General features: G+C 46.5%; 21 protein-coding genes and 5 tRNA genes. 4 read left to right on the top strand and 22 right to left on the bottom strand.

Features of this window, described 5'->3' with window-relative positions:
- Positions 1-4 precede the first annotated feature (4 nt).
- On the bottom strand, positions 5-2,032 hold the full coding sequence (gene tkt / locus QFZ78_RS29020) for a transketolase (RefSeq protein WP_307552693.1): 2,028 nt from the start codon (positions 2,030-2,032) through the stop codon (positions 5-7).
- A gap of 115 nt (positions 2,033-2,147) precedes the next feature.
- Between tkt and QFZ78_RS29015 the strand changes: the two genes are divergently transcribed.
- Positions 2,148-3,035: a LysR family transcriptional regulator gene (locus tag QFZ78_RS29015; protein ID WP_307552692.1), complete on the top strand. Its 888-nt coding sequence runs from the start codon at positions 2,148-2,150 to the stop codon at positions 3,033-3,035.
- Positions 3,036-3,210: 175 nt separating this feature from the next.
- On the opposite strand, the gene QFZ78_RS29010 is transcribed toward QFZ78_RS29015, so the two are convergent.
- From QFZ78_RS29010 to QFZ78_RS29000, 3 genes are read right to left on the bottom strand one after another with little or no spacing between them, the layout of a single operon-like run.
- Positions 3,211-4,224, bottom strand: coding sequence for a zinc-binding alcohol dehydrogenase family protein (locus QFZ78_RS29010; RefSeq protein ID WP_307552690.1), 1,014 nt, complete (start codon positions 4,222-4,224; stop codon positions 3,211-3,213).
- Positions 4,225-4,245: 21 nt separating this feature from the next.
- Positions 4,246-5,190 carry an aldo/keto reductase gene (locus tag QFZ78_RS29005; protein ID WP_307552688.1) on the bottom strand — a complete coding sequence of 315 codons (945 nt, stop codon included), beginning with the start codon at positions 5,188-5,190 and terminating at the stop codon, positions 4,246-4,248.
- Positions 5,187-6,017 carry an amidohydrolase family protein gene (locus QFZ78_RS29000; RefSeq protein WP_307552686.1) on the bottom strand — a complete coding sequence of 277 codons (831 nt, stop codon included), beginning with the start codon at positions 6,015-6,017 and terminating at the stop codon, positions 5,187-5,189. Before QFZ78_RS29000 ends, QFZ78_RS29005 begins: the two co-directional genes overlap by 4 nt.
- A gap of 145 nt (positions 6,018-6,162) precedes the next feature.
- On the opposite strand from QFZ78_RS29000, the gene QFZ78_RS28995 reads away from it, so the two are divergent.
- The gene (locus tag QFZ78_RS28995) at positions 6,163-7,026 is read left to right on the top strand and encodes an AraC family transcriptional regulator (RefSeq protein ID WP_307552684.1); all 864 of its coding nucleotides are present in this window, start codon (positions 6,163-6,165) and stop codon (positions 7,024-7,026) included.
- Between the two features lie 44 nt (positions 7,027-7,070).
- Here QFZ78_RS28995 and pelG read toward each other — a convergent pair whose 3' ends face one another.
- Genes pelG through QFZ78_RS28965 form a run of 6 tightly spaced genes read right to left on the bottom strand, consistent with a single transcriptional unit; the run spans position 7,071 to position 14,456 of the window.
- Positions 7,071-8,528, bottom strand: coding sequence for an exopolysaccharide Pel transporter PelG (pelG, locus tag QFZ78_RS28990; protein WP_307552682.1), 1,458 nt, complete (start codon positions 8,526-8,528; stop codon positions 7,071-7,073).
- Complete coding sequence (pelF, locus tag QFZ78_RS28985; protein ID WP_307552681.1) at positions 8,528-9,940, bottom strand: GT4 family glycosyltransferase PelF; 1,413 nt, start codon at positions 9,938-9,940, stop codon at positions 8,528-8,530. The genes pelG and pelF overlap by 1 nt, the downstream gene beginning before the upstream one ends.
- On the bottom strand, positions 9,937-11,781 hold the full coding sequence (locus QFZ78_RS28980) for a DUF2194 domain-containing protein (protein ID WP_307552679.1): 1,845 nt from the start codon (positions 11,779-11,781) through the stop codon (positions 9,937-9,939). Before QFZ78_RS28980 ends, pelF begins: the two co-directional genes overlap by 4 nt.
- Positions 11,741-12,805, bottom strand: a complete 1,065-nt coding sequence (locus QFZ78_RS28975; protein ID WP_307552677.1) for a tetratricopeptide repeat protein — start codon at positions 12,803-12,805, stop codon at positions 11,741-11,743. Before QFZ78_RS28975 ends, QFZ78_RS28980 begins: the two co-directional genes overlap by 41 nt.
- Positions 12,802-14,037: a hypothetical protein gene (locus QFZ78_RS28970; RefSeq protein WP_307552675.1), complete on the bottom strand. Its 1,236-nt coding sequence runs from the start codon at positions 14,035-14,037 to the stop codon at positions 12,802-12,804. The genes QFZ78_RS28975 and QFZ78_RS28970 overlap by 4 nt, the downstream gene beginning before the upstream one ends.
- Before the next feature lie 17 nt (positions 14,038-14,054).
- Complete coding sequence (locus QFZ78_RS28965) at positions 14,055-14,456, bottom strand: response regulator (protein WP_307552673.1); 402 nt, start codon at positions 14,454-14,456, stop codon at positions 14,055-14,057.
- Positions 14,457-14,595: 139 nt separating this feature from the next.
- On the opposite strand from QFZ78_RS28965, the gene QFZ78_RS28960 reads away from it, so the two are divergent.
- Entirely contained in the window at positions 14,596-15,426 is an 831-nt protein-coding gene (locus QFZ78_RS28960) for a glycoside hydrolase family 191 protein (RefSeq protein ID WP_307552671.1), read from the top strand.
- On the opposite strand, the gene QFZ78_RS28955 is transcribed toward QFZ78_RS28960, so the two are convergent.
- From QFZ78_RS28955 to QFZ78_RS28945, 3 genes are all read right to left on the bottom strand, one after another.
- Entirely contained in the window at positions 15,427-16,350 is a 924-nt protein-coding gene (locus QFZ78_RS28955; protein WP_307552669.1) for an NAD-dependent epimerase/dehydratase family protein, read from the bottom strand.
- A 183-nt stretch (positions 16,351-16,533) separates the two neighbouring features.
- A complete protein-coding gene (locus QFZ78_RS28950; protein ID WP_373461076.1) occupies positions 16,534-17,868 on the bottom strand; it encodes a (Fe-S)-binding protein in 1,335 nt (444 codons plus the stop codon).
- Positions 17,861-19,276: an FAD-linked oxidase C-terminal domain-containing protein gene (locus QFZ78_RS28945; protein WP_307552668.1), complete on the bottom strand. Its 1,416-nt coding sequence runs from the start codon at positions 19,274-19,276 to the stop codon at positions 17,861-17,863. The genes QFZ78_RS28950 and QFZ78_RS28945 overlap by 8 nt, the downstream gene beginning before the upstream one ends.
- A gap of 119 nt (positions 19,277-19,395) precedes the next feature.
- Here QFZ78_RS28945 and QFZ78_RS28940 point away from each other — a divergent pair, with 119 nt between their 5' ends.
- Positions 19,396-20,109, top strand: a complete 714-nt coding sequence (locus tag QFZ78_RS28940; RefSeq protein WP_307552665.1) for a FadR/GntR family transcriptional regulator — start codon at positions 19,396-19,398, stop codon at positions 20,107-20,109.
- 13 nt (positions 20,110-20,122) lie between these two features.
- Here QFZ78_RS28940 and QFZ78_RS28935 read toward each other — a convergent pair whose 3' ends face one another.
- The 9 genes from QFZ78_RS28935 to QFZ78_RS28895 all read right to left on the bottom strand — a co-directional run bounded on the left by QFZ78_RS28935 (position 20,123) and on the right by QFZ78_RS28895 (position 25,194).
- Positions 20,123-20,668, bottom strand: a complete 546-nt coding sequence (locus QFZ78_RS28935) for a D-lyxose/D-mannose family sugar isomerase (RefSeq protein WP_307552664.1) — start codon at positions 20,666-20,668, stop codon at positions 20,123-20,125.
- Between the two features lie 41 nt (positions 20,669-20,709).
- Positions 20,710-23,550 carry an anhydro-N-acetylmuramic acid kinase gene (locus QFZ78_RS28930; RefSeq protein ID WP_307552662.1) on the bottom strand — a complete coding sequence of 947 codons (2,841 nt, stop codon included), beginning with the start codon at positions 23,548-23,550 and terminating at the stop codon, positions 20,710-20,712.
- Positions 23,551-23,756: 206 nt separating this feature from the next.
- Entirely contained in the window at positions 23,757-24,077 is a 321-nt protein-coding gene (locus QFZ78_RS28925; RefSeq protein ID WP_307552660.1) for an Hpt domain-containing protein, read from the bottom strand.
- Positions 24,064-24,324, bottom strand: a complete 261-nt coding sequence (locus tag QFZ78_RS28920) for a response regulator (RefSeq protein WP_307552658.1) — start codon at positions 24,322-24,324, stop codon at positions 24,064-24,066. The genes QFZ78_RS28925 and QFZ78_RS28920 overlap by 14 nt, the downstream gene beginning before the upstream one ends.
- A gap of 323 nt (positions 24,325-24,647) precedes the next feature.
- Positions 24,648-24,726: transfer RNA gene (locus QFZ78_RS28915), tRNA-Leu, on the bottom strand.
- Positions 24,727-24,777: 51 nt separating this feature from the next.
- A tRNA-Leu gene (locus QFZ78_RS28910) sits at positions 24,778-24,863 on the bottom strand.
- A 59-nt stretch (positions 24,864-24,922) separates the two neighbouring features.
- Positions 24,923-25,002: transfer RNA gene (locus QFZ78_RS28905), tRNA-Leu, on the bottom strand.
- A 19-nt stretch (positions 25,003-25,021) separates the two neighbouring features.
- Positions 25,022-25,094, bottom strand: a tRNA-Lys gene (locus QFZ78_RS28900).
- A gap of 27 nt (positions 25,095-25,121) precedes the next feature.
- Positions 25,122-25,194: transfer RNA gene (locus QFZ78_RS28895), tRNA-His, on the bottom strand.
- Positions 25,195-25,237 lie beyond the last annotated feature (43 nt).

Below are 25,237 nucleotides of genomic sequence, written 5' to 3'. Positions count from 1 at the left end.
GCTCTTATTGGAAATACTTCTGTCTGATTTGTTGAACGATTGCATCTGCTGTAAAGCCGTATTCACGAATTACTCGATCCGCCTTCGCTGATGCACCAAATTTACGGATGCCAACAACGAAGCCATCGCCTCCCGTAATCTCTTCCCATCCAGCAGGATAAGCCATCTCAATAACAACATTCGCTTTTACTTGTGGTAAAAGGATGTCATTCCGCACCTCTTCTGGCTGCTGCTCGAACAATTCACGGCTTGGCATAGAAATAACACGAGCCCCAATACCATATTGCGCCAACTGCTTCTTCACGTCAAGTGCTAAGGTTACTTCAGAGCCCGTTGCGATGAGTTGAACGTCAGGGGTTGCTGATGCGTCAACATCGGATAAAATATAAGCTCCTTGGTGAATATGAGCAAAAGCAAGCTGATCCGTGCCCGGAAGCACTGGCAAATTCTGACGCGAGAGCGCGAATACAAACGGACCTTCCTTCGCTTGGAGAACATACTCCCAAGCTGCTGCAGTTTCGTTAGCGTCCGCAGGACGAAACAGCGTCAGATCCGGAATCATCCGCAAGGATGGGATCTGTTCGATCGGCTGATGCGTCGGACCGTCTTCGCCGACAGCGATGCTGTCATGCGTGAACACGTACGCAACAGGGAGCTTCATGAGCGCGGACAAGCGAATCGCGCCGCGCAAATAGTCGCTGAACACGAGGAACGTTCCGCCGAAAGCTCGCAATCCGCCGTGCAGTAGCATGCCGTTCAGTGCTGCGCCCATGGCGAACTCGCGGACGCCGAACCAGAAGTTGCGGCCGCTGTAATCGGCGGCGCTGAATGCCGCGGCGTCGTTAATCATGGTGAAGTTGGAGCTCGCTAGGTCGGCGGAGCCTCCTACTAGCTGAGGTACCCGCTTCGCCAAGCCGTTAATCACTTTGCCAGAAGCTGTACGTGTTGATATAGCGCCGCTCTCGGGGGTAAAGCGCGGCACATCGGCATTCCAGTCCGCTGGAAGGTCGCCGCTGTTGGCGAGCTCGAATTGCTGAGCAAGCTCGGGGTACGCAGCCTGGTAGCTGTTCCACAGCTGCTCCCAGCTTGTTTGGGCTTGTGCGCCCAGTTCCTTGTGCTGGGCGAAGTGCTTGTAGACCTCGGCCGGGACGTAGAAGTCCGGCTCAAGCGGCCAGCCCAGAGCCTGCTTCGTCAGCAGCAGCTCTTCTTTGCCAAGCGGCGAACCGTGCGTGCCGCCGTGGCCGCCTTTGCCGGCTTTGTTCGGACTGCCGAAGCCGATCGTTGTTTTGATCTCAATCAGGGTTGGACGACCCAGATCCGCCTTGCCTTCTTCGATCGCAGCGGAAATCGCTGCGACGTTGTTTTGTTCTTCCACACGTAAGTATTGCCAACCATAGGATTCAATACGCGTCCGGATATTTTCAGAGAACGACATGTTCAACTCGCCGTCGAGCGAAATATCATTTGAATCGTAGAGCACAATTAGCTTGCCCAATTTCAAATGACCAGCCAATGAAGCAGCTTCGGAGGAGACACCTTCCATCAAATCGCCATCTCCGCAAATGGCATACGTGAAGTGATCAACGATTGGGAAGTTCGGTTTATTGTAGACAGAAGCCTGATGAGCTTCGGCCATCGCCATTCCGACAGCCATAGCGACTCCTTGGCCAAGAGGTCCCGTCGTTGCTTCAACACCTGCCGTATGACCATATTCCGGATGCCCTGGTGTGCGGCTTCCCCATTGACGGAATTCCTTGATGTCATCAATGGTTACATCATAGCCACTTAGGTGCAGCAAGCTATAAAGCAGCATCGAACCGTGTCCTGCCGAAAGAACAAATCGATCACGATCTACCCATTTGGGATTCGTAGGATTGTGCTTCAAGTGCCGCGTCCATAGTGCATACGCCATAGGCGCCGCGCCCATCGGCATACCAGGATGACCCATAGCCGCTTTCTCTACTGCATCGATTGTAAGCGTTCTAATTGTATTGATGCTTAACTCTTCAATGCCAACAGTTGTCTGATTCAAAAGAGATTCGCCTCCATCAATTTGGTTGTATTAATTCCATCTACTCTTTATTATAAGGATAGATGAAGCATTCAAATAATTGATAGTTTCGATACTCGCTATAGAAGGTGTCTATATGGTGAATTTTGAGCTTTATAAAGTATTTTATCTGACTGCCAAAACTGGCAGCTTATCTAAAGCAGCAAAAGAGCTGTACATTACCCAGCCCAGTGTCTCCCACTCGATCAAATTGTTGGAGGATACTCTGGGACTGCAGCTGTTTGCAAGGACGTCCAAAGGAGTCGAGCTTACAAAGGAAGGCGCTGTGCTTTTTTCCTACATCGAGCAGGCGTACAACTTTATTTCACTTGCGGAGGAGAAATTAAGTGAGCTTCGTAATTTCTCTAGCGGAGAAATCAAAATTGGCGGCAGCGACTCCTTGTGCAAACACTATCTGCTCCCTTTCTTGGAGTCATTCCATGTGCAATATCCGCATGTGCAGATTAACTTAGTCCACGGAACGACACCGGAAATTGTGAAGCATCTGAAGGAAGGCAAAATTGATATTGGAATTGTCAGGACGCCTATTCTTGATGACCAATTGCAGGTGCGAGAAGGCATTACCATTCAGGATTGCTTCGTAACGGGACCAAAATACCGAGAGCTATCATTGGGAAAAGTCTCCCTTGCTAAGCTTTTAACCTACCCGATCATCTTATTTTCGAGTAATAGCTCATCACGGAAATTCGTTACCCGACTGTTCAGTGAAAATGGCCTGCTGCTGGAACCGGAAATTGAGCTCGGCAGCGTGGATTTACTCATTGAATTCGCAAAGATCGGCTTTGGCGTTTCCTTCGTAACCAAAGAATTTGTAGCGAAGGAGTTGGTAGACGGTAGCTTGTTTGAGGTGAATATTGACGCTACCATTCCGTCGACTAAGATCGGCATTATCACTTTGAAAAATATGCCGCTATCGACCGCTGCCTCTGCTTTCGTTGCAGAATTGGAGAGTCCTGAAAGTTGAGCCGAGGTGAGAATAACTTGGAGTCATGCACAAAAACTCCAAACCTACTGCTTTAAGCGCCTTTTCGGCGCTCCAGAACTTGATGGACCTCCCTCTCCCTATGAGAGGGGGGCTGCCGTGGAAACCCCATCGGAACGCAAAAAAAGCACGCCCAGCAACACTGAGCGCGCCATTTTCACAAACTAACGATCGCTTTAATGACCTTCGACTCTGGCTTCAGCCAAGTCTCGAATTGATCAATCATGTCCTCGAATGTCGCACGGTGCGTGATGTAGCGCTCGATGTCGATGATGCCGTCTTGCATGGTGGCACGTACGTTGTCGAAATCCTCCATGGTTGCATTGCGGCTGCTCATTAAAGTCAGCTCCCGTTTATGAAAGTCGGGATCATGAAAGGTAATATCGGCCTTAACAAGTCCGACATACACGAGTTTGCCGCCATGTGCGACTAATCCGAACGACTCGGTCATCGACCTAGCGTTCCCTGTTGCGTCGAATACGACAGTAGGGAATTCGCCGTTCGTAAGAGCGGCTAGCTGCTCCTTCGGCTGCTGCAGGGCATTTATTGTATGGTCGATGCCTGCCCAATCACGGCAAAAGGCCAACCGCTCATCATTAACGTCCATCGCAATAACGTTTGCTCCGCGCTGACTAGCCAGAATCATGACGCCGAGTCCGATTGGACCAGCCCCAATTACGAGTACGTTTTCACCAGCTCGAACTTCGGATCTTCTCACTGCATGAGCTCCGATGCTGAGCGGCTCTAACATAGCTGCTTGGTCTAGCGTCAGCCCATCGGTCTTAATGAGATGGCTGGCCGGCAAGGAGATCAGCTCTCTCATACCCCCGTCGATATGTACGCCAAGTACCCTCATATCCGTGCAGCAGTTCGTCTTGCCATTACGGCAAGCAATACAAGCCCCGCAGTGCATGTAAGGAACGATGCTCACTTGATCACCGACTTGTAGTCCTGTGACTCCCTCACTGATCTGTTCAATATAACCAGCCAGTTCATGCCCGAGAATACGAGGATAGCTAAAAAACGGCTGATTCCCCTTATAAGCGTGCAAATCAGTCCCGCATATGCCAATCCTTTTGATGCGAACAATAGCTTCGCCAGCTCTTAGGCTGGGCTCCTGCACTTCTGCAAGCTTAAACTTCTCGATCTGTTCACATACAATTGCTCTCATATCTGATTTCCCCCATTCTTATTACACATAGGTCTTCTCGTTATATTCCGTTCTTCCACTAATCCAAGACTTATTGTGAATGGGCGTCAGAATCTCCAGCACTTCTTGAAGTAACTCGATATCGGTAGGCTCATCCGTCCATTCGATATTTTTGCGTATGTTTTCCGGGTTTGCTGTACTGACCAGAGTCGTTGGGATGCGTTCATTCGCTGTTGCATACTGCACAGCCAATTTGGCAATGTCAGTCCCCTTACTTGCACAGTGTTCAGCAGCCTGTTTACATAGACGCTGAATTTCGCCTGAGGCTGGATGCCATTCTGCTGCTGGTCTAGTGCTCAGAAGCCCCATTGACAGCGGTGATGCATTCACCAAACCGACCCCATGCTTTTCCAGAAGCGGAACTATATCCAACAAGGAAGTATCGTTCAAACTATAGTGACAGTAGGACAAGACGGAATCCAGTTCTTTGTGAGCCAATGCCTTTTCAAATATAGCTACCGGTAAACCGGATACCCCAAAATAACGAATCTTGCCTGATTGCTTCAATGCATCTAGCGCAGGGAAAGCGCCTTCCAGAATCTCATTAAATGGTGCAAACTCAATATCGTGTAAATATAAGATATCGATATAATCCGTTTGAAGCCGTTGTAAGCTCTCATCAACACTTTCCAGAATTCGCTGCTTCGAGAAATCGAAATCTTCCGCTCCGTACCGTCCCGCCTTCGTCGTCAGGATGAAACGATCCCGCTCCAATTGGGCTATCGCTTTACCTAGTACTGTCTCAGCTTTGGTTAACCCATAAAAAGGTGACACATCAATCAGATTAATGCCCATATCAATCGCTGTATGAACGGTTCGGATGCTTTCTTCTTCGTTTGTTTCACGGAATACAGATCCAAGTGAGGATGCACCAAAGCTCAGCACTGAGACGTCAAGCCCGGTTTTGCCTAATTTACGATATCTCATAATTTATAAAATTCCTTTGCATTTAGTCCGAATAAGCGAACTTTATCGGCTTCCGACCAATTTCCTGGCAAGGCTTGAGTAAGCACCTCGACGACATCATCGTAGTCTGCAGCGAGCAAACAAACCGGCCAATCACTGCCAAATAAAACGCGTTCCGTTCCGAATATATCTAGTACATGCTGGATATAACCAGTAAAATCCTCACGCTTCCACTCCGTATGATTGGCTTCTGTTACCATACCGGATAGCTTACAATATATATTTGGATGCTTCGCAATAGCCGCCATTTGGCTTTTCCAAGGCTCCATAACGCCATCCGCAATTCGCGGTTTAGCTATATGATCAATAACTGCGCGTAAACCCGGAACCAAATTCAAGAGTTGAACCACTGGTTCTAATTGGTGGGAAACGACAAGCAGATCAATGGGTACATCTTTTTCAGCAAAATATCGGAGCGCATCTATAAAATGATGCTCGAGTATAACACTCGCATCCGGCATTTCTTGAATCATGACCCTAAAGCCTACATATTTGGGGTGCTGGCTAAACCTTTCGTAATGGACTTGATAGTCAGGATCATTCAGATTGAGCCATCCTACTACACCGGCAATCGTATCTGATTCCTCACATAGTGATAATAGATAATCCGTTTCTTCTAATGTGGGCGCCGCTTGAACCACTATCGTTTGATCCAAGTTGTGCTGGTGCAGGTGGGGTATTAAGTCGTTCGGCAGAAAATCACGATATAATAACGACAGCTCCGGTGTAAGCCACCCATAGTCACCCCGATCCATCTTCCAATAATGCTGGTGTGCATCGATCCGCATAGAGATTCTCCTCTTCATCATCCATATTTGGTACCGCTTTCTTCTATTGTATCACCAAATAAATCATATGAAATAACGATATCTAGCATCTTTATACGGTTTTTTGATATCATGAGATTACGAGTTATCTTGAAGGAGGAATCTTATGCATCCCGTCCGTAAAGTTTTCAATGGGAACGATGCCTTCCCGTTTTCATTTGCCTATAAAAACACAAAGAGCTCGCAAAGCGAGCTTCCTGATCATTTCCACGATTGGTATGAAATTGTATATGTGTATCGAGGAAAAGGAACCTTCTTTATCGATCACACGTTTTATGAAATGAAACAAGGCGATCTCTTTCTCATCCCTGGCAATACGATTCACCGGGCAACTCCGGATAAAGAGACGCCTGTAACGTCCACAGCGATTTATTTCAGCCCCAACATCGTACAGACTCCTAACTTGGGTGACTATTTCTCTTATTTGCATTGCTTCGAGCAAGCTGCAGGACATCACAATTACAAGTTTGAAACTTTACTCGCACAGCGTCAACACCTAGATTCATGGTTGGAATCCATTCAATATGAATTCAAACATCCGAATTTGGGTCACCGGCAAGCTATCTTGCTGCAGCTTCTTCAACTCCTGCTTTTTTTGAATCGTGATCTGAGTTCCGGCACGAAACCTAGCACTGGGGATTCTATCGCTCCCCCTATTTGGATGAGGGAAATTTTACTCTATATCGATCAGCATTTCTGTGAGGACATTGGCCTTAAGACGCTTTCGAAGCAAGCTTCCGTCACACCTGCCCATTTTAGCCGAGTATTTAAGCAGCTAATTGGGATGAATATTACCGCCTATATCATGACCAAACGAATTATCCGAGCGAAGCAGCTGCTTAGCGAAAACGACCTCAACATTAGCATCATCGCAGAAATGTGCGGCTTCGAGAGCTTACCTCATTTTCATGCCATGTTCAAAAGAGTTCTGGGAATGACTCCCGCGGCTGCCAGAAAGTCGGCTAGATAGCTGAGCTGTACTAGTTATTTGGAGGCGCTCAATCGAGCAATTTTTTAGAATCGCCAGTAAGCTTTTTCACTTAATCGGGTGAAGAATCCTCGAACTTCCTTATTAATAATGCTTTGCGAGATAAAGGTATGAACCTCGATCCGCTTCAAAAAGTTCAGTAATCGATAGCCGCTCCAGCTATAAGCAGCAAGCCCTGCCATAAAGTAGCTAAACCCATAATAATCGAAGCCCAGAGGCAGCAGTGCGAAAGTTAATATTACATTTAAGGTGAAATAGATTCCCCCGGTAATGACGGCCCCTTTGCGATCTTCGAAATACAGCATGATTAAGATATTAATGAGCATAATGGCATTCATCAGTGCTCCTAGCGCACACATCTTAAATATGTCGATTACGATTTCTTGTAAACCAAGCCTTTCTAAAAGCATATCACTGATTAAAATGATAAATAGCGTCAATATGCCTTGCAGCTTCGTCAGACGATACAATTCACGCCAGAGCACCTCGACCATTCGCTTCTTCGCCTTGGTGATCATCTCCAGGGTTCCGCCATGGGTCACATAGCCGTAGAACGTTTTGTATTTATCATAAAATTGCGTCTCCACGGAAACGACGAACAGAACGAGTGACGGAATAATTGTAAGATTTGCCAGAAAGACAGGGGTATCGTAGATGGGGCTATACATAAACGTCTCCTCGATCCGGACACCGGATGGTCCTAACCAAACGATAATGTTAGGCATCCATACGCCTGCGTTATAAAGAAATCCGACCCAAAGGAGCGAAGGATATTTATCGACATAATGTAAAAAACCATATGGATTAGACGCTTCTTTAGCCGGAAACGAACGCAGCAGCACAAATACTAGCATGCTCATGGTAAGTAGAATACCACAGCTAAAACCTATTAAAATGTTGGTCGCCTGCTCATGTTGCTCGAAAGCAATGGGGTACCTCATCAGAATAATCACACCGATGATCGAGACCAGTCCACCTGCCAAAAACGAATAGGATATAATCTTATAATCCTTAGCCGCTGTTAAAAAGACCATGGCCAGCCAAATTTGTCCTATCATGAAAAATAACAATACGCTCGTCACTTTATAAACCATTGATACTGGGGACGACCAATAAAAAATCACTGCAATAATGAGCGAAATACCGAGTATGATCCTACTAATACCAACATAGGTAGGTGTGACGACCTCTAGTCGATTTTGAAAGAAATGATCTGCCAAATACCTTGTAACACTTAGCTGCCAGCCTCCGGAAAGTATTTGCGAGAAAATGAAACAATACGATACCGTAACAATAAACAATTGACGCTGAGCGTCATCTACATGCCCGAATTGAACAAGCATAAAGTTAATCAGAGCAATACTACCGACAGATAGCATCCAAGGACCAGCAGCGATGAAAGAAGCGTAGGCATAAGCCCGAACTCTTAGTGAAAGATAGTCATCGCGGAACAACTTCTGCAGGGTAAATCCGATTCCCGCCATTAGGTAACCACCTCATCATATAACTGCCGATAAGCATCAATAAAATGATCAATCTGATAATAGGCCTCCACACGATTGCGTCCTACTTGTCCCATATATGCTCGCTCTTCCGGGAGTGTATACATTTTCACCATAGCCTCAGACATGGCTTTTGGATTAACAGGAGGAACGACATAGCCGGCTATTCCGACATCGTGCTCATCCTTCCCCTCCAGCAGCTCGCGGCAGCTGCCTACCTCCGTACAGATCCACGGTATTCCTGCGGCCATTCCTTCCAGAACTGACAGGGGCTGACCTTCACTAATCGAGCTCAGTATGAGCGCATCAATCTTGGGTAAATAGTCGTCAATCGCTACCCTTCCCATAAAAGTAACAATCTCCTCCATATGGAGATTTCGGGTTAAGGCTACGCATTCTTGATAGTAATCAGGATCTTCGTCCGTTGGCCCCATAATCCAAAGACGCATGTCAGGGATGTCATGACTGGCGAGCCGAACAGCGTAGAGCATCGTCTTAATATCCTTAATGGGTACGAGACGTACTAAGGCCCCGAAGACTATCCCTTTAGCGGAGGTACTCGGATGTCTTGGAAGCACTGACAATCTGTGGTAATCAATGCCATTGGGGATAATCATAGCTTTCTCAGCATGAAGTCCGAGCTCAAGCTGAATTTGCTGCGTACCTTGATAAAGAGAAATGGTTCGGTTAGCCGTCTGATAAGCACCTTGGGACATATGGTAGAAATATGCGATCCATCTTTTTTTGAAAGGAGGATCTACCCACACTGATTTCAAAATCTCTTCTTCCCGTTCACGTGCGTAAACGCCATGCTCTGTAAGCAGGAATGGCTTCTTATGCTTCATTCGCAGATAAGTGGCGATCAAACCAGCATATCCGGTCGAAACAGCATGATACACATCGGCTACCGGATAGGACTGCTGCAGTAGATAAATGGCAGGGAGGTACATGGATCTCCACGTCCAGAAATAGCTATTAAACGAATGATTCGGCATTTCTTGCTCATAGGAAGCAACCAGGAAATCCCAAAATATTTCACTTTTCATAAAGCTAATCGGATTTCCCAGCTTATTAGGATCAGCAATGCAGGGAATAGATTGCTCGGAATTTTTTTGAAAAGCAAACCACTCCAGACAGGATGCAGCCTCTTTCTTGGTTAATCGTGGAGGCTTACCCTCTTCTTGATTCAGGTAATCCATCATGAAAACATCATGAATGCCTGAAATATTGGGCGGAAGCTTGTATTTATAGCTTGAGGCCTCTTTACGAGATGAAGAAATCGCGATGATTTCAAATTCATGCTCTGGCATTGCTGAGACCAACATCTGAATCCAATTGGCTACCCCACCTGACACGTAAGGGTAACTTCCTTCCACTAACAATGCGATTTTCATGGCTTCATTTCCTTCAATTGTAGGGTCACAGTAGGTTGATGAGCCTCCAAATGCCAAAGTCCGTCCGCATGCTCCATACGTGTCAGTACGCCAGCTTCCTTGGAAATCTCTGGTATCCGGTTATCTGGCACGCGAACGGTGTAATGCATAGGGACCAGTTCATCCTTGGTCGTAATTGTAATTACGTCTTGACTGTAATGAACGTCGACCTTTCCGGCCGAGTAAATACGAAGTTTTTTCACGGCGTCCCTAACAGTTAAAGGTTCCAGATAACCATAGTTTTTATTTAGTGATGCTAGCCAGGCTTCAAATTGCTCGCTCAAGTATTTCCAGCCTTTACCCCCGGAACGTTGAATATCCAGCGCATCATCCGGATGAACAAAATGATTCACCATTCCAAAATTAGCAATGACATCATTGGCAAAAAATTTAGCGCCATCATCTAGTAGGTAGCCTGAGGATATACGAGGAAAATTCGTAAACCGTGGAAATTCACGATCCACACCAAATTCTTGTTCGAGAAAGCCCTCTTCTTCTCCTACGTAGTAAAGGGACGCAATAATCTCAATGGAAGGTACGGCTTCAGCCAGCGCTTCCTTACCCGTCTTGTTCAGCACGTTGGAAGGAGGCACATACGTTTTAAACTCATGTCCAGGAAATAAGCCTTTCGAGAGCTCTACCATACGCTGAAGACTTTCAACCATGGAAGCCTTATCAGGCCAAGGAACATAGCCCAGATTAGGGTCGATTGGCTCCTTGGCAGTGACAAGAGATTGGTGATTATAGCCATGCAGACCAATCTCACCACCTAGACCTAACAATTTAGAGCCAAAATACGGCAGAATCTTTGGGGAGTTGTCCAGTAGTGAAGGAAAGGGGGCACTCGTCTGATTTTGATAATCCCCAATCATATGTCCCGTATACTTCCACCTATAGATCTTAGCGAAACGCGTCATATCTGCCCACCAAATGCGTTGATAGAAGTCTGATGTGCTTAGTCCGTATTCCTGATGAATAAGCGGATTATCGACTTCTGGTACGGGAGATGGAAAATCGTCAATATGTAAGCTTCGGATGGCCGCTTGTGAAGTAACAAGGCTGTCTAACGCAAGACCAATGGACTGCACCATGAGTCCTCTGCCCTCCTTCTGAACGCTGCTTGTAGCATTCCAGAAGACTACACGTCCTTGCCCATAAGCAACCTTCCACAGCAGTGGGATTCCCTCAGAGGATAGATAGATCTGCGCCTCCGGCTTCAGTTTAATATCCAACATATTATTCGAAAATAGCACATTGCTGGCTGGTAAATCTGGATAACCTGGAAAGACGACTCGATTCGTCGAAATACCGTGGTTAGTCCCTTCTAAGTATCCGTTATTACTAGTGATCCCGAGCATGTCATTCCATTCCGGAGCATAAAACCGCGTATAGGCAAGTAGTCGGCCGCCCTCATTCAAATAGGACTGGATAACAGTCTGATCCAGCTCGCTTATATCTTCGCCGGTAAGTAGAATCACAGTCCACGGGCTTGGTCTAATTGTCCTCAATTCGTCTGCCGTTATGGTTTCCGCAGGCAATTTAGCAAGCTCCAATGCTGTCTGTAGGTTGACTTTGACCTTATTGCCTTCAGAATCTTTAGGATTTGTATACATATACAGATTGAGTTTATCACCTGTTACGGATGATGGGGCCGAGCTTTTCACCGGAAACTGCGCCTCTTGATAACTATTTCTTGCTGAAGATAAAGGAAACAAGTTGACAGTTCGTAAGGTTTGCAGCCCGACACCGAGCAGCAATACACTAACGATAACGCATGTAAAGATGATCAGCTTGCGGGACACCTTGTTCCTTCAGCTCCTTCCAAAATTGGATCGCAGGCAGATGCTCGTCAGGAACCTCAATGCTGCTGTCCAACCATTGCTGTGCAAATTGACGAAGTTCGTTCAGTTTTCCTTCTGCATACATTTTCTCTGCTTGAGTTAAATAAATCATATAGCGATATTCACCCACATTGGAAAGCTGCTCAGCGTAGCGAATGGCCGTCTTGTAATCCTTTTCCATTCGTGCCAGATTACATAGCTCTGCAATAAATCGGGGCTCATCGGGAAATTGAGAAAGTCCCTGTCCGATCCATTGTTTGAACGTCTGTCTTACTTCCAGAGCGAGCTCTTCCGTCAATAAATGGCTTCCCAAATAAAGTCGGTAGGTTTCCAATAGTTCTTTCCATGTCTCCCAGCTTTTATCGTCCTGCTGCAGAAGTAAGGTCCATTTCTTGATACTTCGTATATATTGCTCATTTAAATAGTTCAAGCTAGTCGCTGCATAATGAACAACTTCGGGATCATCATTGCGCAGGGCTTCGTTAAACAATTGCACTTTATTGTTGCCTTCATATTGGAGGAGAGAAAATAAAGCCTCCTTCTTGCCCACAGGCTCGCCTGACATCAGGATTTCCCGGAATGGCAAACGGTTCGCTTCTGCTTCCACATTAATGTTATAGCTTTCCATCGATTGCGGAGAATAATAGACGTAGTTCTCATATTCCTCGTAAAAGTCGTGCCGAAAGCGAAAAAGCAACAATCCTAAGAAGACAAATGATCCAACCAGAAATCCAACCCCAGGAAAGAAAAGAATAATGGTTTGCACCCACCCGGCACTTAGTCGATCTTCGATTCGGAAGGAGATGATATGGAGCAGCCTATTATAAATGAGCACAAGGACGAGATGGAGCAGCAAGCTAAACCAATGAAAAGAAAGCGCAATGATCTGCAGTGCGTCTATCACAGCAAATAGTAGACTGACTGCCACGGCAAGCCATGCGTGAGGAGAAACATCAAAATGCCGGACATTCCTAGAGACTCTCATTCTGAGGCCCCCCTATTGAAACGATCCCTAATCCTGTCTTCAATACGTGATGCCAGCTCTGGAGACGTGGCGGGAAGTAAAAATAACAGCTCTCCGCGGAATGAGTCGTAGGCCATCGCATCTTCATCACGCAGCATCTGCTGTGTCAAGCCATTGATTTCTATCAGCGCATCTGTCTCATCCATTTGGCTAAACTCGATTGGAATCTGCAGCAGTAGGAAATTTTGGGCAAAATCAGTTGCCCGTATCGTTTCTTCATTTAGTTTGGCGTAGAAATAATCCGGCTTCATTACCCGGGTATTGGGAAAATAACGCTGTTCATTCAACTTCTGTTCCTTCTGGAACGCTTTCACGCAGCTCTCGCCCATCCAAGTGAGAATAAGTCGAAACAGGTCTATCGTATGCTTGTTCAAGGCAACAAAATCAAGCCCGTTCAAACCTATAATACCTATAATTTGCTTGTTCTCATCCAGAAGAGGTCCTGCAAGTATAGGGATATCTGCCGATTCTCCCTCCGGTCTCATTTGAATCGTTTTCTCCGTACATACTTGGTAATACAAGGATGGTTGATCTAGGAATACGGTGGACGGATAATGTGTTTCTGCACCGTAATAGACTTTCAGCCTCAGCACATCGCCGCCTGGACTCATTCGATAGATGACGATGGATCCCGCCTGAATTAAATCTTTGCATAAGCGCACAGCATCCGTGAAAATAATTTCCGGATCTTCGGAATCTAATGCCTTGGCAATTTTATAGAGGGTATACATGCTTTCTTGAGCACCGACTACCTTCGTTTCCAAGGCTTTCTTAACAAAGAGAAGATCATGATAACTGCTATCCATTTTCGCTAGCTGCTGCTTATTGTCCTCAAATTCATCCGCCAGAATGGCATATCGAAAACGTAAATCGGAGGAAACGTGACCTACGAATAAAGCGATTCCCCAATAACACACGAACCATTTCGCCTGATCCCATCGGTCAAACAGACCATATAAATCACCGTTAATCTGGTGGTACGTTAAGATATGCAGCAAGCTTGCTCCAACCGCCGAGGCTGCACCTATGCGTGTTCCATAGCGGAGCGAAAAGTAAAGAATAACAAATAAAAATGGATTGGGTGACCAATTCAACCAATCAACGTTGTATACCATATGGATAATACATAGAACGGCCAGAAAAAAAGCCAGTTCACACCAGGCTAACCAGCTTCGGTTTTGTCGAAAAATCAATACGTATCCTCCAAACTTTAACTATCCAAAGGTTTGATAATGATGGGGTTATTTTTCTTCCTATAAAATTGTTTCAAATGCTCATAGATATCATCTATTTGAAAAGGCTTAATAATATACTCATCGGCTCCAGCCATCATTGACTTCGATAATTCACCGATGGAATGCTTCGCACTCATTAGAAAGATGGGGGTTTTTGCAAATGATTTGTCCGAGCGAAGCTCTCGACATAGTTCAAATCCAGTTAAATTCGGCATAAGAACATCAGACAGAACAGCATCCGGTTTTAATTCCTTTATCGATTTTAAAGCAGCAATAGGGTCATTGAAGGCAGATACCTGAAGACCTCTCACTTCGAATAAATCCTGTAAAATGTGTAGTAGGACATTATCGTCGTCCACGATAGCTAGGCGATTCATGGCTGTCAACTCCTTACATTTATCTAGCTACAGATTTTCATAAATCTACGTATGTTAAACGATAAGTTTGAATGTTTATAGGTTGTATTTTATCATATAATGAAGCTAATCCAAATTTCAGAAAGGTCCGTGAAAAGCGATGAAGACATCTCAGGTAACAGCTGCCATTATCGTCTCCATGGTCTTTTTTTCTTTCCCATTCAAGAAGCAAGTCCAAGCTTCTGGTCCTTTTCAAAATGTGAAAGACTACTCCCTCTACTATGGTGCACCTACTGAACAAGCAATCATTCATTTAAAGACCAAGGATCTTATTATTATTGAACCTCAATTGTTCTCAAAGGTGCAGATACAAGACATTCAATCCAAGGGCACTATCGTTATAGGTTATATAAGCGTTATGGAAACCCCTGCCTGGAACAAGCTTCGTGTGAAAGAGCTTCTGTCCTCGGACTATTTATTGAAGCATGGCGAACGTATCTATTTCAAGCAATGGGACTCTTATTTGATGGACTTGCGGCAATCTCATTACCGCCAACTGCTATTGTCAGAAATCAAAACTTCTATCTCAGACAAAGGTTTGGACGGAATGTTCCTGGATACAGTTGGGGATATCGATGACTGGATTCAAGATGCAAATACTCAAACCCTAACAAGAGAAGCTTACCGTTCTTTCCTTCAAGACGTGAGCGACCAATACCCCGAGCTTTCCATGATTCAGAATCGCGGCTTTGATTCACTCGACTATGCGCTGCCTTATATTGATGGTTTGTTATGGGAGGACTGGAGGGCGAATTGGAAAGAGGATTTGTGGATGAAAACAAGAGTGGACAGACTTCGAAAGGAACAAAAGAAGGGCTTGACCGTATTTTCCATCCATTTAAATAAAGAGAGCTCCCCTGGTAGAGAAGCCCGTAAACTAAAGTTTTTACATATAGACGCACCTAATGGTTATACGGAAATAGTCAACTAGTTATAACGAATTTTGTTCTTTGTAATAGTCAAAGGTCTCTTGCAAGCCACTTCTTAATGTATATACCGGACTCCAATCCAAACCGGCAAGCGCAGCGCGATTATCCAATCGGCTGTGAACGATATCTCCTGCTCGAGAAGGTGCGTAGGTGGGATTGAAGCTCATCCCGCTGATGTCACACATTTCCTTAAGAAGGGCGTTAACACTCGTCTGCTCGTTCCAACTGATATTGTATATCCCTCTGCTGCCCTTACTCAGTGCGGCCATATTTGCGTGAACGATATCTTTCACATAAATAAAATCTCTGGTTTGCTCCCCATCACCAAAAATCAATGGTTGTTTACCCGCTAGAAGCTTATCTACGAAAATGGAGACTACGCCTCCCTCACCTTTTGGATCCTGTCTAATCCCATATACGTTCGCATAACGCAAAATCGTATAATCCAGCTCGTAAAGAGAAGAAAAGCTCTCTATATAGTGTTCTGGTGTATGTTTAGAAATGCCATAGAAGGATAGCGGCTTGATCGGATGATTCTCATCAACACCTAAATATTGTGGGGTTCCATATACAGCTGCGGATGAAGCGTAAATCAGCTTTCGAACACCATGCTCCCTGCATTGTTCCAAGACGGCAAGGGTTCCGAGAATGTTGATCTTAGCGTCTAGTAATGGATTAGAAAGCGAGGTCTGAACATCGATTTGTGCAGCATGATGAATCACGACTTCTGGGCGTGCAGCGGTGAATGCCTCTGTTAATCCGTTATCTAACAAATCTCCATGATGGAAGACAGCAAGGGGATTCAAATTCTCTTTACGACCTGTAGATAAATTATCAAAAATATGTACGTGATGCCCCGAAATGATCAGTTGATCGACAATATGTGAAGCAATAAAACCCGCTCCCCCAGTAACTAAAATATTCATAAGCGCACGCCCCCATCATGATAACGTAAAAAAGCTGCAAGATAGATCACTCGACTTGAGTTTTATTATATTATAGATCTCCTCCGTGTAGTTAGAATGAAACAATAACAAATAAAAAGAGCCATTATTTCGAACTAGATGAACTAGCTCAAGTTAATGGCTCAATTTGTGTTTAACTTGGACTTACTTCTTCACGACTCTATCATATAAAAAGTCGGCAATATGGACGGCCTCCATGCGGTCTTTTTGCCCGTGCTTTTCAATACCCAGCTTCATTTGCAGCAAGCAGCCAGGGTTGCTTGTAACCAGATACTGAGCGGCAGTAGCGTTCACATTTTCCATTTTATGTTCAAGAATTTGATTCGCCATAACGGGCTGAGTGACATTATAGATACCGGCTGAACCACAGCAGGAGCCTGCATCTTTCATTTCAATAAAGGCAACGTTGCCTACCTCTTTCAGAAGCTGTCTGGAAGGATTGCTGCCTTTCATGACATTGCGTAGATGACAAGAGTCCTGATACGTAATGCGAGTGGAAGCTCCATCATCAATAGTTTCTGCGAACTGAAGTGGACGTCCTTGCTCTACAAGAATCGTGCTGATGTCCTTCACTCTCGCAGCGAACCAAGATGAGGATTCCTTCCACTCCGGCTCTTCATGAAGCAAATGATCATACTCCACTAGAATGGCACCGCAGCCACCCGCATTGGACACGATATAATCGACACCGGCCTCTTGGAAAGCGCGAATGTTATTCTTGGCCATAGCTTTGGCTTGATCACTCTCACCGCTGTGTGCATGAAGGGCCCCGCAGCAATTCTGCGTCTCTGGAATGACAACGTCAAATCCCGCTTCGGAAAGCAGTTTTACCGTTTTGATATTCGTTTCGGTAAACAAAACATCCATTAAACAGCCGCGGAACATGCCAACCGTAGCAATCTTTTCCCCTTTTGCCGGAATGTAGGTACCCAATTGCTCTACGATCCCTTTGCTGGAGGCGTCAGGGAGTATCTTTTCCATATCGGACAAGTGCTTGGAAAATGCTTTTATAGCGCCCGTTTTCCTAACGATCGTTTGCAACCCTGATTTCTTATAGAAATGAAGGCCTGATCCCAACAAACTCATCCTTTTTTGATGAGGGAATAGCTCTTTGAACACGATCTTGCGTACACCGCTTACCCACCATCTGTGCTGCTTCGTGTGCATCTCAATCGCATCTCGTGCCTGCTCAATTAACTGTCCATATTTCACATCTGCCGGACAGGCTGGTTCACAAGCGCGGCATCCCAGACAATGGTTCATTTGGTCTTCGAAGCTGATACCTGGCTCCATAATGCCATCCACGGCCGCTTTCATAAGTGAAATTCGTCCACGAGGAGATTCGGCTTCCACGCCGGTCTCCTTGAATGTGGGACAAGCAGGCAGACAAAAACCACAGCGCATACAATTGGTTAACTGTTCATAGTCCAGCTTCTGTATCAGTGTTTCTTGAAGTGTTGCTGCTGGAAGCTTAGCCACGATCAATCACCACCCTGCGTCTGGACTCTTTGGCGAACATTTTACCTGGATTTAAAAGATGGTGAGGATCGAAGACTTCCTTAATCCCTTTCATCATGGCGATTCCGGCACTTCCTACTTTCCATTCCAAGAAAGGTGCTTTCACTAAACCAACGCCATGCTCACCAGTAATCGTCCCTCCCATCCCGATAGCCGCTTCAAATATTTCTTCGAAAGCGAGTTCAACACGATGTATTTCTTCGTGATCCCTGGCATCTGTCGTTGCGGTTGGATGAAGATTGCCATCTCCTGCATGTCCAAAGGTACAAATTTGGACGCGATGCTTCTCGGCTATGCGATTGATTTCTAGGACCATATCAGCAATCTTAGAGCGTGGAACCGTCGCATCCTCTAATATCGTTGTTGGGCGTAAACGAGCGAGTGCGGTAAAGGCGCTTCTCCTTGCTGTTAACAGCCTAAGGGCTTCCTCTTGATTGCTCGCAATGCTGACTTCATCCGCCAGCTCCTCGCGGCAAATTTCCGAGATCCGTTCGATATCCCGCTCAACGGTTTCCATATCTCCATCCTGTTCAATTAACAAAATAGCTGCCATATCGAGCGGAAGTCCCAATTTGGCGAAATCGTCTACTACACGAATCGTTGGGTTATCCATGAATTCTAAGGTAGCCGGAATGATGCGATTTTCTATGATTTTGGATACCGTACGAGCTGCTCCATATAAGTCTTTGTACATGGCAAGCATCGTTTTCTTATATTTGGGAGGCGGTATTAGCTTAAGCGTTGCTTCGGTAATGACGGCTAATGTACCCTCAGAGCCAATGAGCAGCTTCGTTAAATCATAGCCGGCCACGTCCTTCATCAATTTCCCGCCAGTACGCATAATTTCGCCTGAGGCTAGGACACATTCTAATCCGATCACATAATCTTTGGTGGTACCGTATTTTAAGCCGCGAAGACCTCCGGAGCATTCTGCTATATTTCCACCTATCGTCGAGATCGACATACTGCTTGGATCTGGTGGATAAAATAAGCCAAGATTTTCAATATGCTCTATGAATTGCTTCGTAATGATACCCGGCTGAACCGTTGCCGTTAAGTTTTGCAAATCAATGTCGAGTATCGCATTCATGCGATGCATGACCATCACGATGCCCCCTTGAACGGGGACCGTTCCGCCGCAAAGATTCGTGCCTGAACCTCTGCTGACCAGCGGAATGCGATGCTCATTTAACACCTTCATAATCGCAGATACCTGCGCCGTATCTTTGGGATAGATCACACCTTCAGGCAGTGCTTGGAGCATAGGTGTTCCATCGTAAGAATGCGTAACAAGAGATTCCATATCATCTTTGAAAAGTGCCTCGCCTACAATATCCTGCAGTTTTTGTCTTACTCGGCTATCAAGCATAACTACCTCCCATGGGACAAATCATTTATTTCAACACGATTGATCATGTGATCAGATGACTTTTTTTCTATTTTAACTTATGATTGAATAGATGTATAGATACTTTATGGGGGAATTATATGACATTTCAGCAGATTCGACCGCAAAAGGGCTCGGAAATCGTGCTTCAGCAAATAAAAATGCAAATCGAAACAGGTACTTATGCACCAGGTTCGAAACTTCCAACTGTTGTTGAACTTGCAGCCAGCTTTCAGGTTGGGCGTTCGACGATTAGAGAAGCGCTTAGCGGATTAAAGGCAATCGGGTGGGTAGATATTCGACATGGCGGAGGCACCTTCGTTACGAACCCTTTGCCAATAGACAGCAGCAGCCTGTTCGATCAAGGCCAAACGCTGCAGGAAGTGCAGGAGGTGCGGAGATTCATAGAGGCGGGTTGTGCTTCGTTAGCTGCAAGTCGCCGTACCGAAGAAAATTTGACGGCACTTAGACAAATCCTCAGCACGATGGAAGCTTCACTTGAAAATGAAGAAGAAAGCGAGCAAGCCGATATTCGCTTTCACCTAGAAATCGCCAATGCCTCCCACAATTCCCTCATGATCGGGATGATGGAGTCATTAACCGAGCGGTTGCAGCAAAGTATGAAGGCTTCTCGCCGTCTATGGTTTTTTGCTGAACGTGCTTCCGCTGAGAAGCTCCTTCATGAACATCGTGACATCGTTGATGCCATCGAGACGAAAGATGAGCAGCTTGCAGCGGAGAAGATGTCGCAGCATATTCATAAAGTGGACCAGATTATTCAAAAGCTTGCCAAAATCTCTACGGATGCATTCTGAGAAACTTCACTGCTTACTCTTCTTCAATAACGGGTATCCGCTCGATTCGGGGGTCGGTAAAGATGTCATACTCATCCCGGCTAGTGCTGGAAAATTCAGAAACAACTGCGCCTTGATCCCCTGCTTGAAACCAGTGTTTAATGCCAGGTTCGATCGTATATTGTTCACCAGGATGTAATTCAATCTCGTGAAAAACGGTATAATAAGCCTCACTCCCAGCAGGAATTATTGCTTTGAGGTTAGAAGCCGCTTCTCCCTCTACATAAAGTAAGACGCTTCCTGAACGGCAGCGAAAAGTCTCCATTTTACCAGGATCGCCGACGATTGGCGGATGTAAATGCTCCGGGCATGTTTGACCTGGGAACAGAACTAATTCTTTGGCACAATAACGATCCGTGTTCACATAGGTAATTAATTCAAGCCCTTGAACTTCCAGTTGATCCAGCCCAAAACCAGCCACTTCAATGTTCCTAATTTCGTTGTCTGTCAGCACAATACCGCTGAGCTTCAGCACTTCTGCTGTGCGCTCTTGAGCCCTCGTGATCTCGCTTCTATTCATCTCTTCACGCCCTCCCAAAAGTACCATCGGAAATTGCACATCTAAGGCAAGGCTAACTTGCCCATGATCGTAGGCCGCTCAGCTCCGGTAGCAGACGGCAGATTATTAGGCACGCCGTGAATCCAATCGTTGCCAAGCAAGGCAAAGAGGACAGCTTCTTTGGCATCACCCGATAAGCCAAGTTCATCCGATGTAAGAATGGATTGCTCCGGAAGCAGCTTTCGGAGCATTCCGAGCAGCGTTTGATTGTGCGCACCGCCACCGCTTACAATCACTTCCGCAATGGTATACTCTGGGAAAACGAAGTCGTTATAAGCACGGGCGATGGAATGCGCAGTAAATGAAGTCGCAGTCGCCACAATATCTTCTGGAGGTAATCCTCGCTCAAGGGCAGTCGATAAATAAGAAGAGGCATATGCTTTACCAAAGAGCTCACGCCCCGTAGTTTTGGGTGGAGGGAGTTTGAAGTAAGAATGTGCCAACATGCTATTAAGCAGTTCTTCATCTACAAAGCCAATAGAGGCCCACGCGCCATTCGCATCATAAGTCAACCGGCCTTGTGAAAGCTCAAAAACAACTTGGTCCATGATCATATTGCCTGGCCCCGTATCAAAGGCGATAAGACGATGAGCATCGGTCGATGCGGAAGCTGGAATGGCTGTGCAATTGCCAATCCCGCCGATATTTTGGAGAATACGCCCCTTTTCCTCGTGCCGGAACATAATAAAGTCCCCGTAAGGCGCAAGCGGTGCACCTTGACCGCCAACCGCCATATCCGCTGTACGGAAATCGCCAACAACAGGTCTACCAGTCCGCTTAGCAAGGACGGATAAATCACCGATTTGCAGGGTTGATTTCGGCAGAAATGGATTTGATTCATCCGCTACAGGAATGTGCCAAACCGTCTGACCATGAGAGCTGATGAGATCAATTTGTTCCATGGGGATATTAGCCGCTGCCGCCGCACGTAACATTGCATCGGCAAAGTGTTCCGCTATCGCGAAGTTCATCCCGCATAGCAAAGACACATTGGAATGTTCGATGGAACATAATTCTTTGAGCTTTTCCCGTAATTCATCTTCATAGGCAAAGCTCTCAAAGTGGAGCACCTCGACCTTCGCGTCAACGCCGCAGCCATCAATTCGAACAAGCGCGACGTCAATGCCGTCGAGGGAAGTACCTGACATGATTCCAGCAACCGTCAGAGACGTTTGATTCAATAAGGAACGAAGCATCACAAACCACCTTCCCATTTCCCATCCTGCAGGATAGTCTAGACCAAGCGAAACCGGCAGCCGGCCTTGCGGAGTAAGATGACCTAGTAGACACTTGGCCGCACTTTGCATTGCTAGCGGCCGGCTCTCATATGCCGCGACGAAGGTTGAAATTTCCGGCAGCTCCAGCAAATCGTAAGGCACTCGCAGAGCGACGACGACAAGCGGCTTGCCGAGCGCCTGCAGGGCACGCACCAGCTCGACCTGCGCCGGATGGAATCGGGCGTTGTACGTCCCGATGACGATCTGCTCCGCCTGCTGCGCCTCGGCGAGCAGCCCATCGCTGCTCGCTGCCACCTCCGGCAGCGGCAGCACGCGATCGAGCACGACCAGGCCGTGCTCGGCCAGCGCAGCCCCCAAGCTCGCGGGGCCCGCATATGTTTCGTCGACACCCGACGAAACAGCTGCGGCCACGGTGATCGCGAGCGTCTTCACCCGCTTCAGCGGGAGCAGCTTCTGCTCGTCTTTGACGAGCGTGATGCTCGCCTCGCTGAGGCGCTGGGCGACCGCGCGGTGCGCCGCGGTCCCAACCTCATCCGCGGCCGCCGCACTCGGCCGCGCTTCAAACAAGCCGCGCCGCTCCTTGAGCGCGAGTAAACGGGCGACCGAAGCGTCAATACGCGCTTCGGTAATCCGCCCTTCTTGCACCGCGCGCTCCAGCGCGGTGATGGCCGCGAGCTGGCGGTCGCGGCTGTGGCTGATCAGCACGAGATCAGCCCCCGCTTCGACCGCCATGACAGCCGCCGGCGCTGTGCCGTAATGCTCGGAGATCGCGTTCATTTCCATGCAATCGGTCATGATAACTCCCTCAAAGCCGAGCTCTTCACGGAGCAATCCAGTAAGTACCGACTTCGAAAGAGTAACAGGCAGCTTAGCCGATTCCAAAGCGGGGAAATAAATGTGCGCTGACATAATAGCATCCACGCCGTTCTTAATCGATTCAACGAAAGGCACTATTTCAACCGCACGAATACGCGCTTCCGAATGCTCGACCGTTGGTAAATCCAGATGTGAATCCACGTTCGTATCACCATGACCCGGGAAATGCTTGGCTGTTGCAACGACCCCAGCATCCTGATAACCTTGCATCGACTGACGACCAAATTTAGCGACAAGTTCCGGAGACTCCCCGAATGATCGAACGCCGATAACGGGATTATCCGGATTATTATTCACATCCAGAACAGGTGCGAAGTTCATATTAACGCCCAGCGTTCGAAGTTCCTGCCCTGAAATGAAGGACGACTCATAAGCAGATTTTGAACCGTCAGTTGCTTCAAGAGCTCCCGCAGCTATTGCCATCTGCCCTGGCATTAGCGCCACGCCCTCAGTCAAGCGAGCCACCATGCCGCCCTCTTGATCGATCGATATCCATAACGGTAGATTCTGAGATCTCTTTGCAACTTGCTGGAGCTGCTCGGATAACTGAGCAACTTGCTGGGTATCCTTTACATTACGAGCGAAGTAAATGACCCCGCCTATATGGTTTTGTTCAATAAAGCTCTCCAAGTCTTCCGTCATACCCGTGCCTTCAAAACCACAGAGGATCATCTGACCGATTTTTTGCCGAAGTGTCAATGCATTAAGGTCTATCTGGCTCCCGCTCATATTCATATCGTTTACTAACTCCCCTCGTAAAGCTATCAAATTTATTAATGTAAGTGTTTACAAAGCTAACTGAATACCTATTATTATAGGAATAACAAAATAATATTTCAATATAAATTTAAAATATGAAATTTTATTTTAAAATTAGAACCGAGAAACATGAAAAAAGGCAAACGAATGTAACCCCACTCGCTGCCTCTTTTATGCTACCTCATATAGTTATCTATCGCTGCTAAAACCCCTTCTAATTTGCGATTAACTTCTGTCAGCTTAGATTCCAGCTGTTCATAGTTACTTTGTGAATCAAGAATTGTTTCATCCATTGCAACCTGCAAGACATAGGCCGAGCTGGAAAGATCTATCGCCCCAATATTAGAAGCAATCCCTTTCAGCGTATGAACCAGCAATATAGCTTTCTTGATGTCGTCTGCTTGAAGCGGCTCTCGAATTTCTACAGCTGTTTCTGCATGATTTTGCACAAATAGCCGTAAAATTCGATGATATAATTCCGTTTTATTTCCCCACACTGAACAGCTCAATGGGTTCAAAGGGCTTTGTTATATAAGCCTTACTTCCTGCTTCAAGCACTTGCTCCTTAACGCCCTTCACCGCATCAGCCGTCATAGCGATAATGGGTGGAACTTTGTAGCCTATCTTTATGATTTGATGCGTAGCCTCATATCCGTCCATCACAGGCATTTGCAAGTCCATTAAAATGGCGTCATACCGCTTATATCCGACCATGTTTATATCTACCGCACCATTCTCCGCCATATCGACAAACACATCCCCTTCTCACTTAGAAATTCTTTGGCTACCATCTGATTGATCTCATTATGAGTTAGCAGAAGCACTCCATTTCCACATCAATTATATTGCCTTATGTATGAAAAAAACGTTCGGCTATACGGGCACTAAGCCAAAACTTTTCAGAATGCAGTACCACCAAGTGACGCACCTGCAAAAATAGACAGTCACCTAAGGCTCCTCGTGATCAAAGGGACTGCCCTTGTCGAAATCCTATTTAGTGATTAAACGACAAAAAAAGTGGATGATCAGGAAAGCTTCCTGTTCAACCACTTTACTTTATAATGCGATACCGGCGAGAGGACTCGAACCTCCACTCGTTAGAACTCGATTTTGAGTCGAGCGCGTCTGCCATTCCGCCACGCCGGCTTATACGGCGCACCTTGATGTGTTAAGGCGCGCCTGCAGTTAAGATGATAATGCCGAAGACCGGACTTGAACCGGTACGGTAGTCACCTACCGCAGGATTTTAAGTCCTGTGCGTCTGCCGATTCCGCCACTCCGGCTTAATTGAAAGCTCCGAACTGGAAGTAACTATACTACAATCCAGTTCGTCACTTTGGAATGCGCGTAGAGGGACTTGAACCCCCACGGTCGCCCGCTAGATCCTAAGTCTAGTGCGTCTGCCAATTCCGCCATACGCGCATGCTGTAAATAAGGCAAGTGAGTCATGTAGGATTCGAACCTACGACACCCTGATTAAAAGTCAGGTGCTCTACCAACTGAGCTAATGACTCATGTAAGACATGAGTTTTGAAAAAATGGGCGGACGACGGGACTTGAACCCGCGAATGCTGGATCCACAAACCAGTGCGTTAACCCCTTCGCCACGACCGCCATATGAATAAGTCTTGCTGAGTCCGAAAAGTACTCGGCGTTA

This window comes from Paenibacillus sp. V4I5 (assembly GCF_030817255.1).
In the GTDB taxonomy this organism is placed as follows: domain Bacteria; phylum Bacillota; class Bacilli; order Paenibacillales; family NBRC-103111; genus Paenibacillus_E.
Note: the sequence above shows the minus strand (reverse complement) of the source record. Positions and strands in the feature narration are given on the sequence as shown.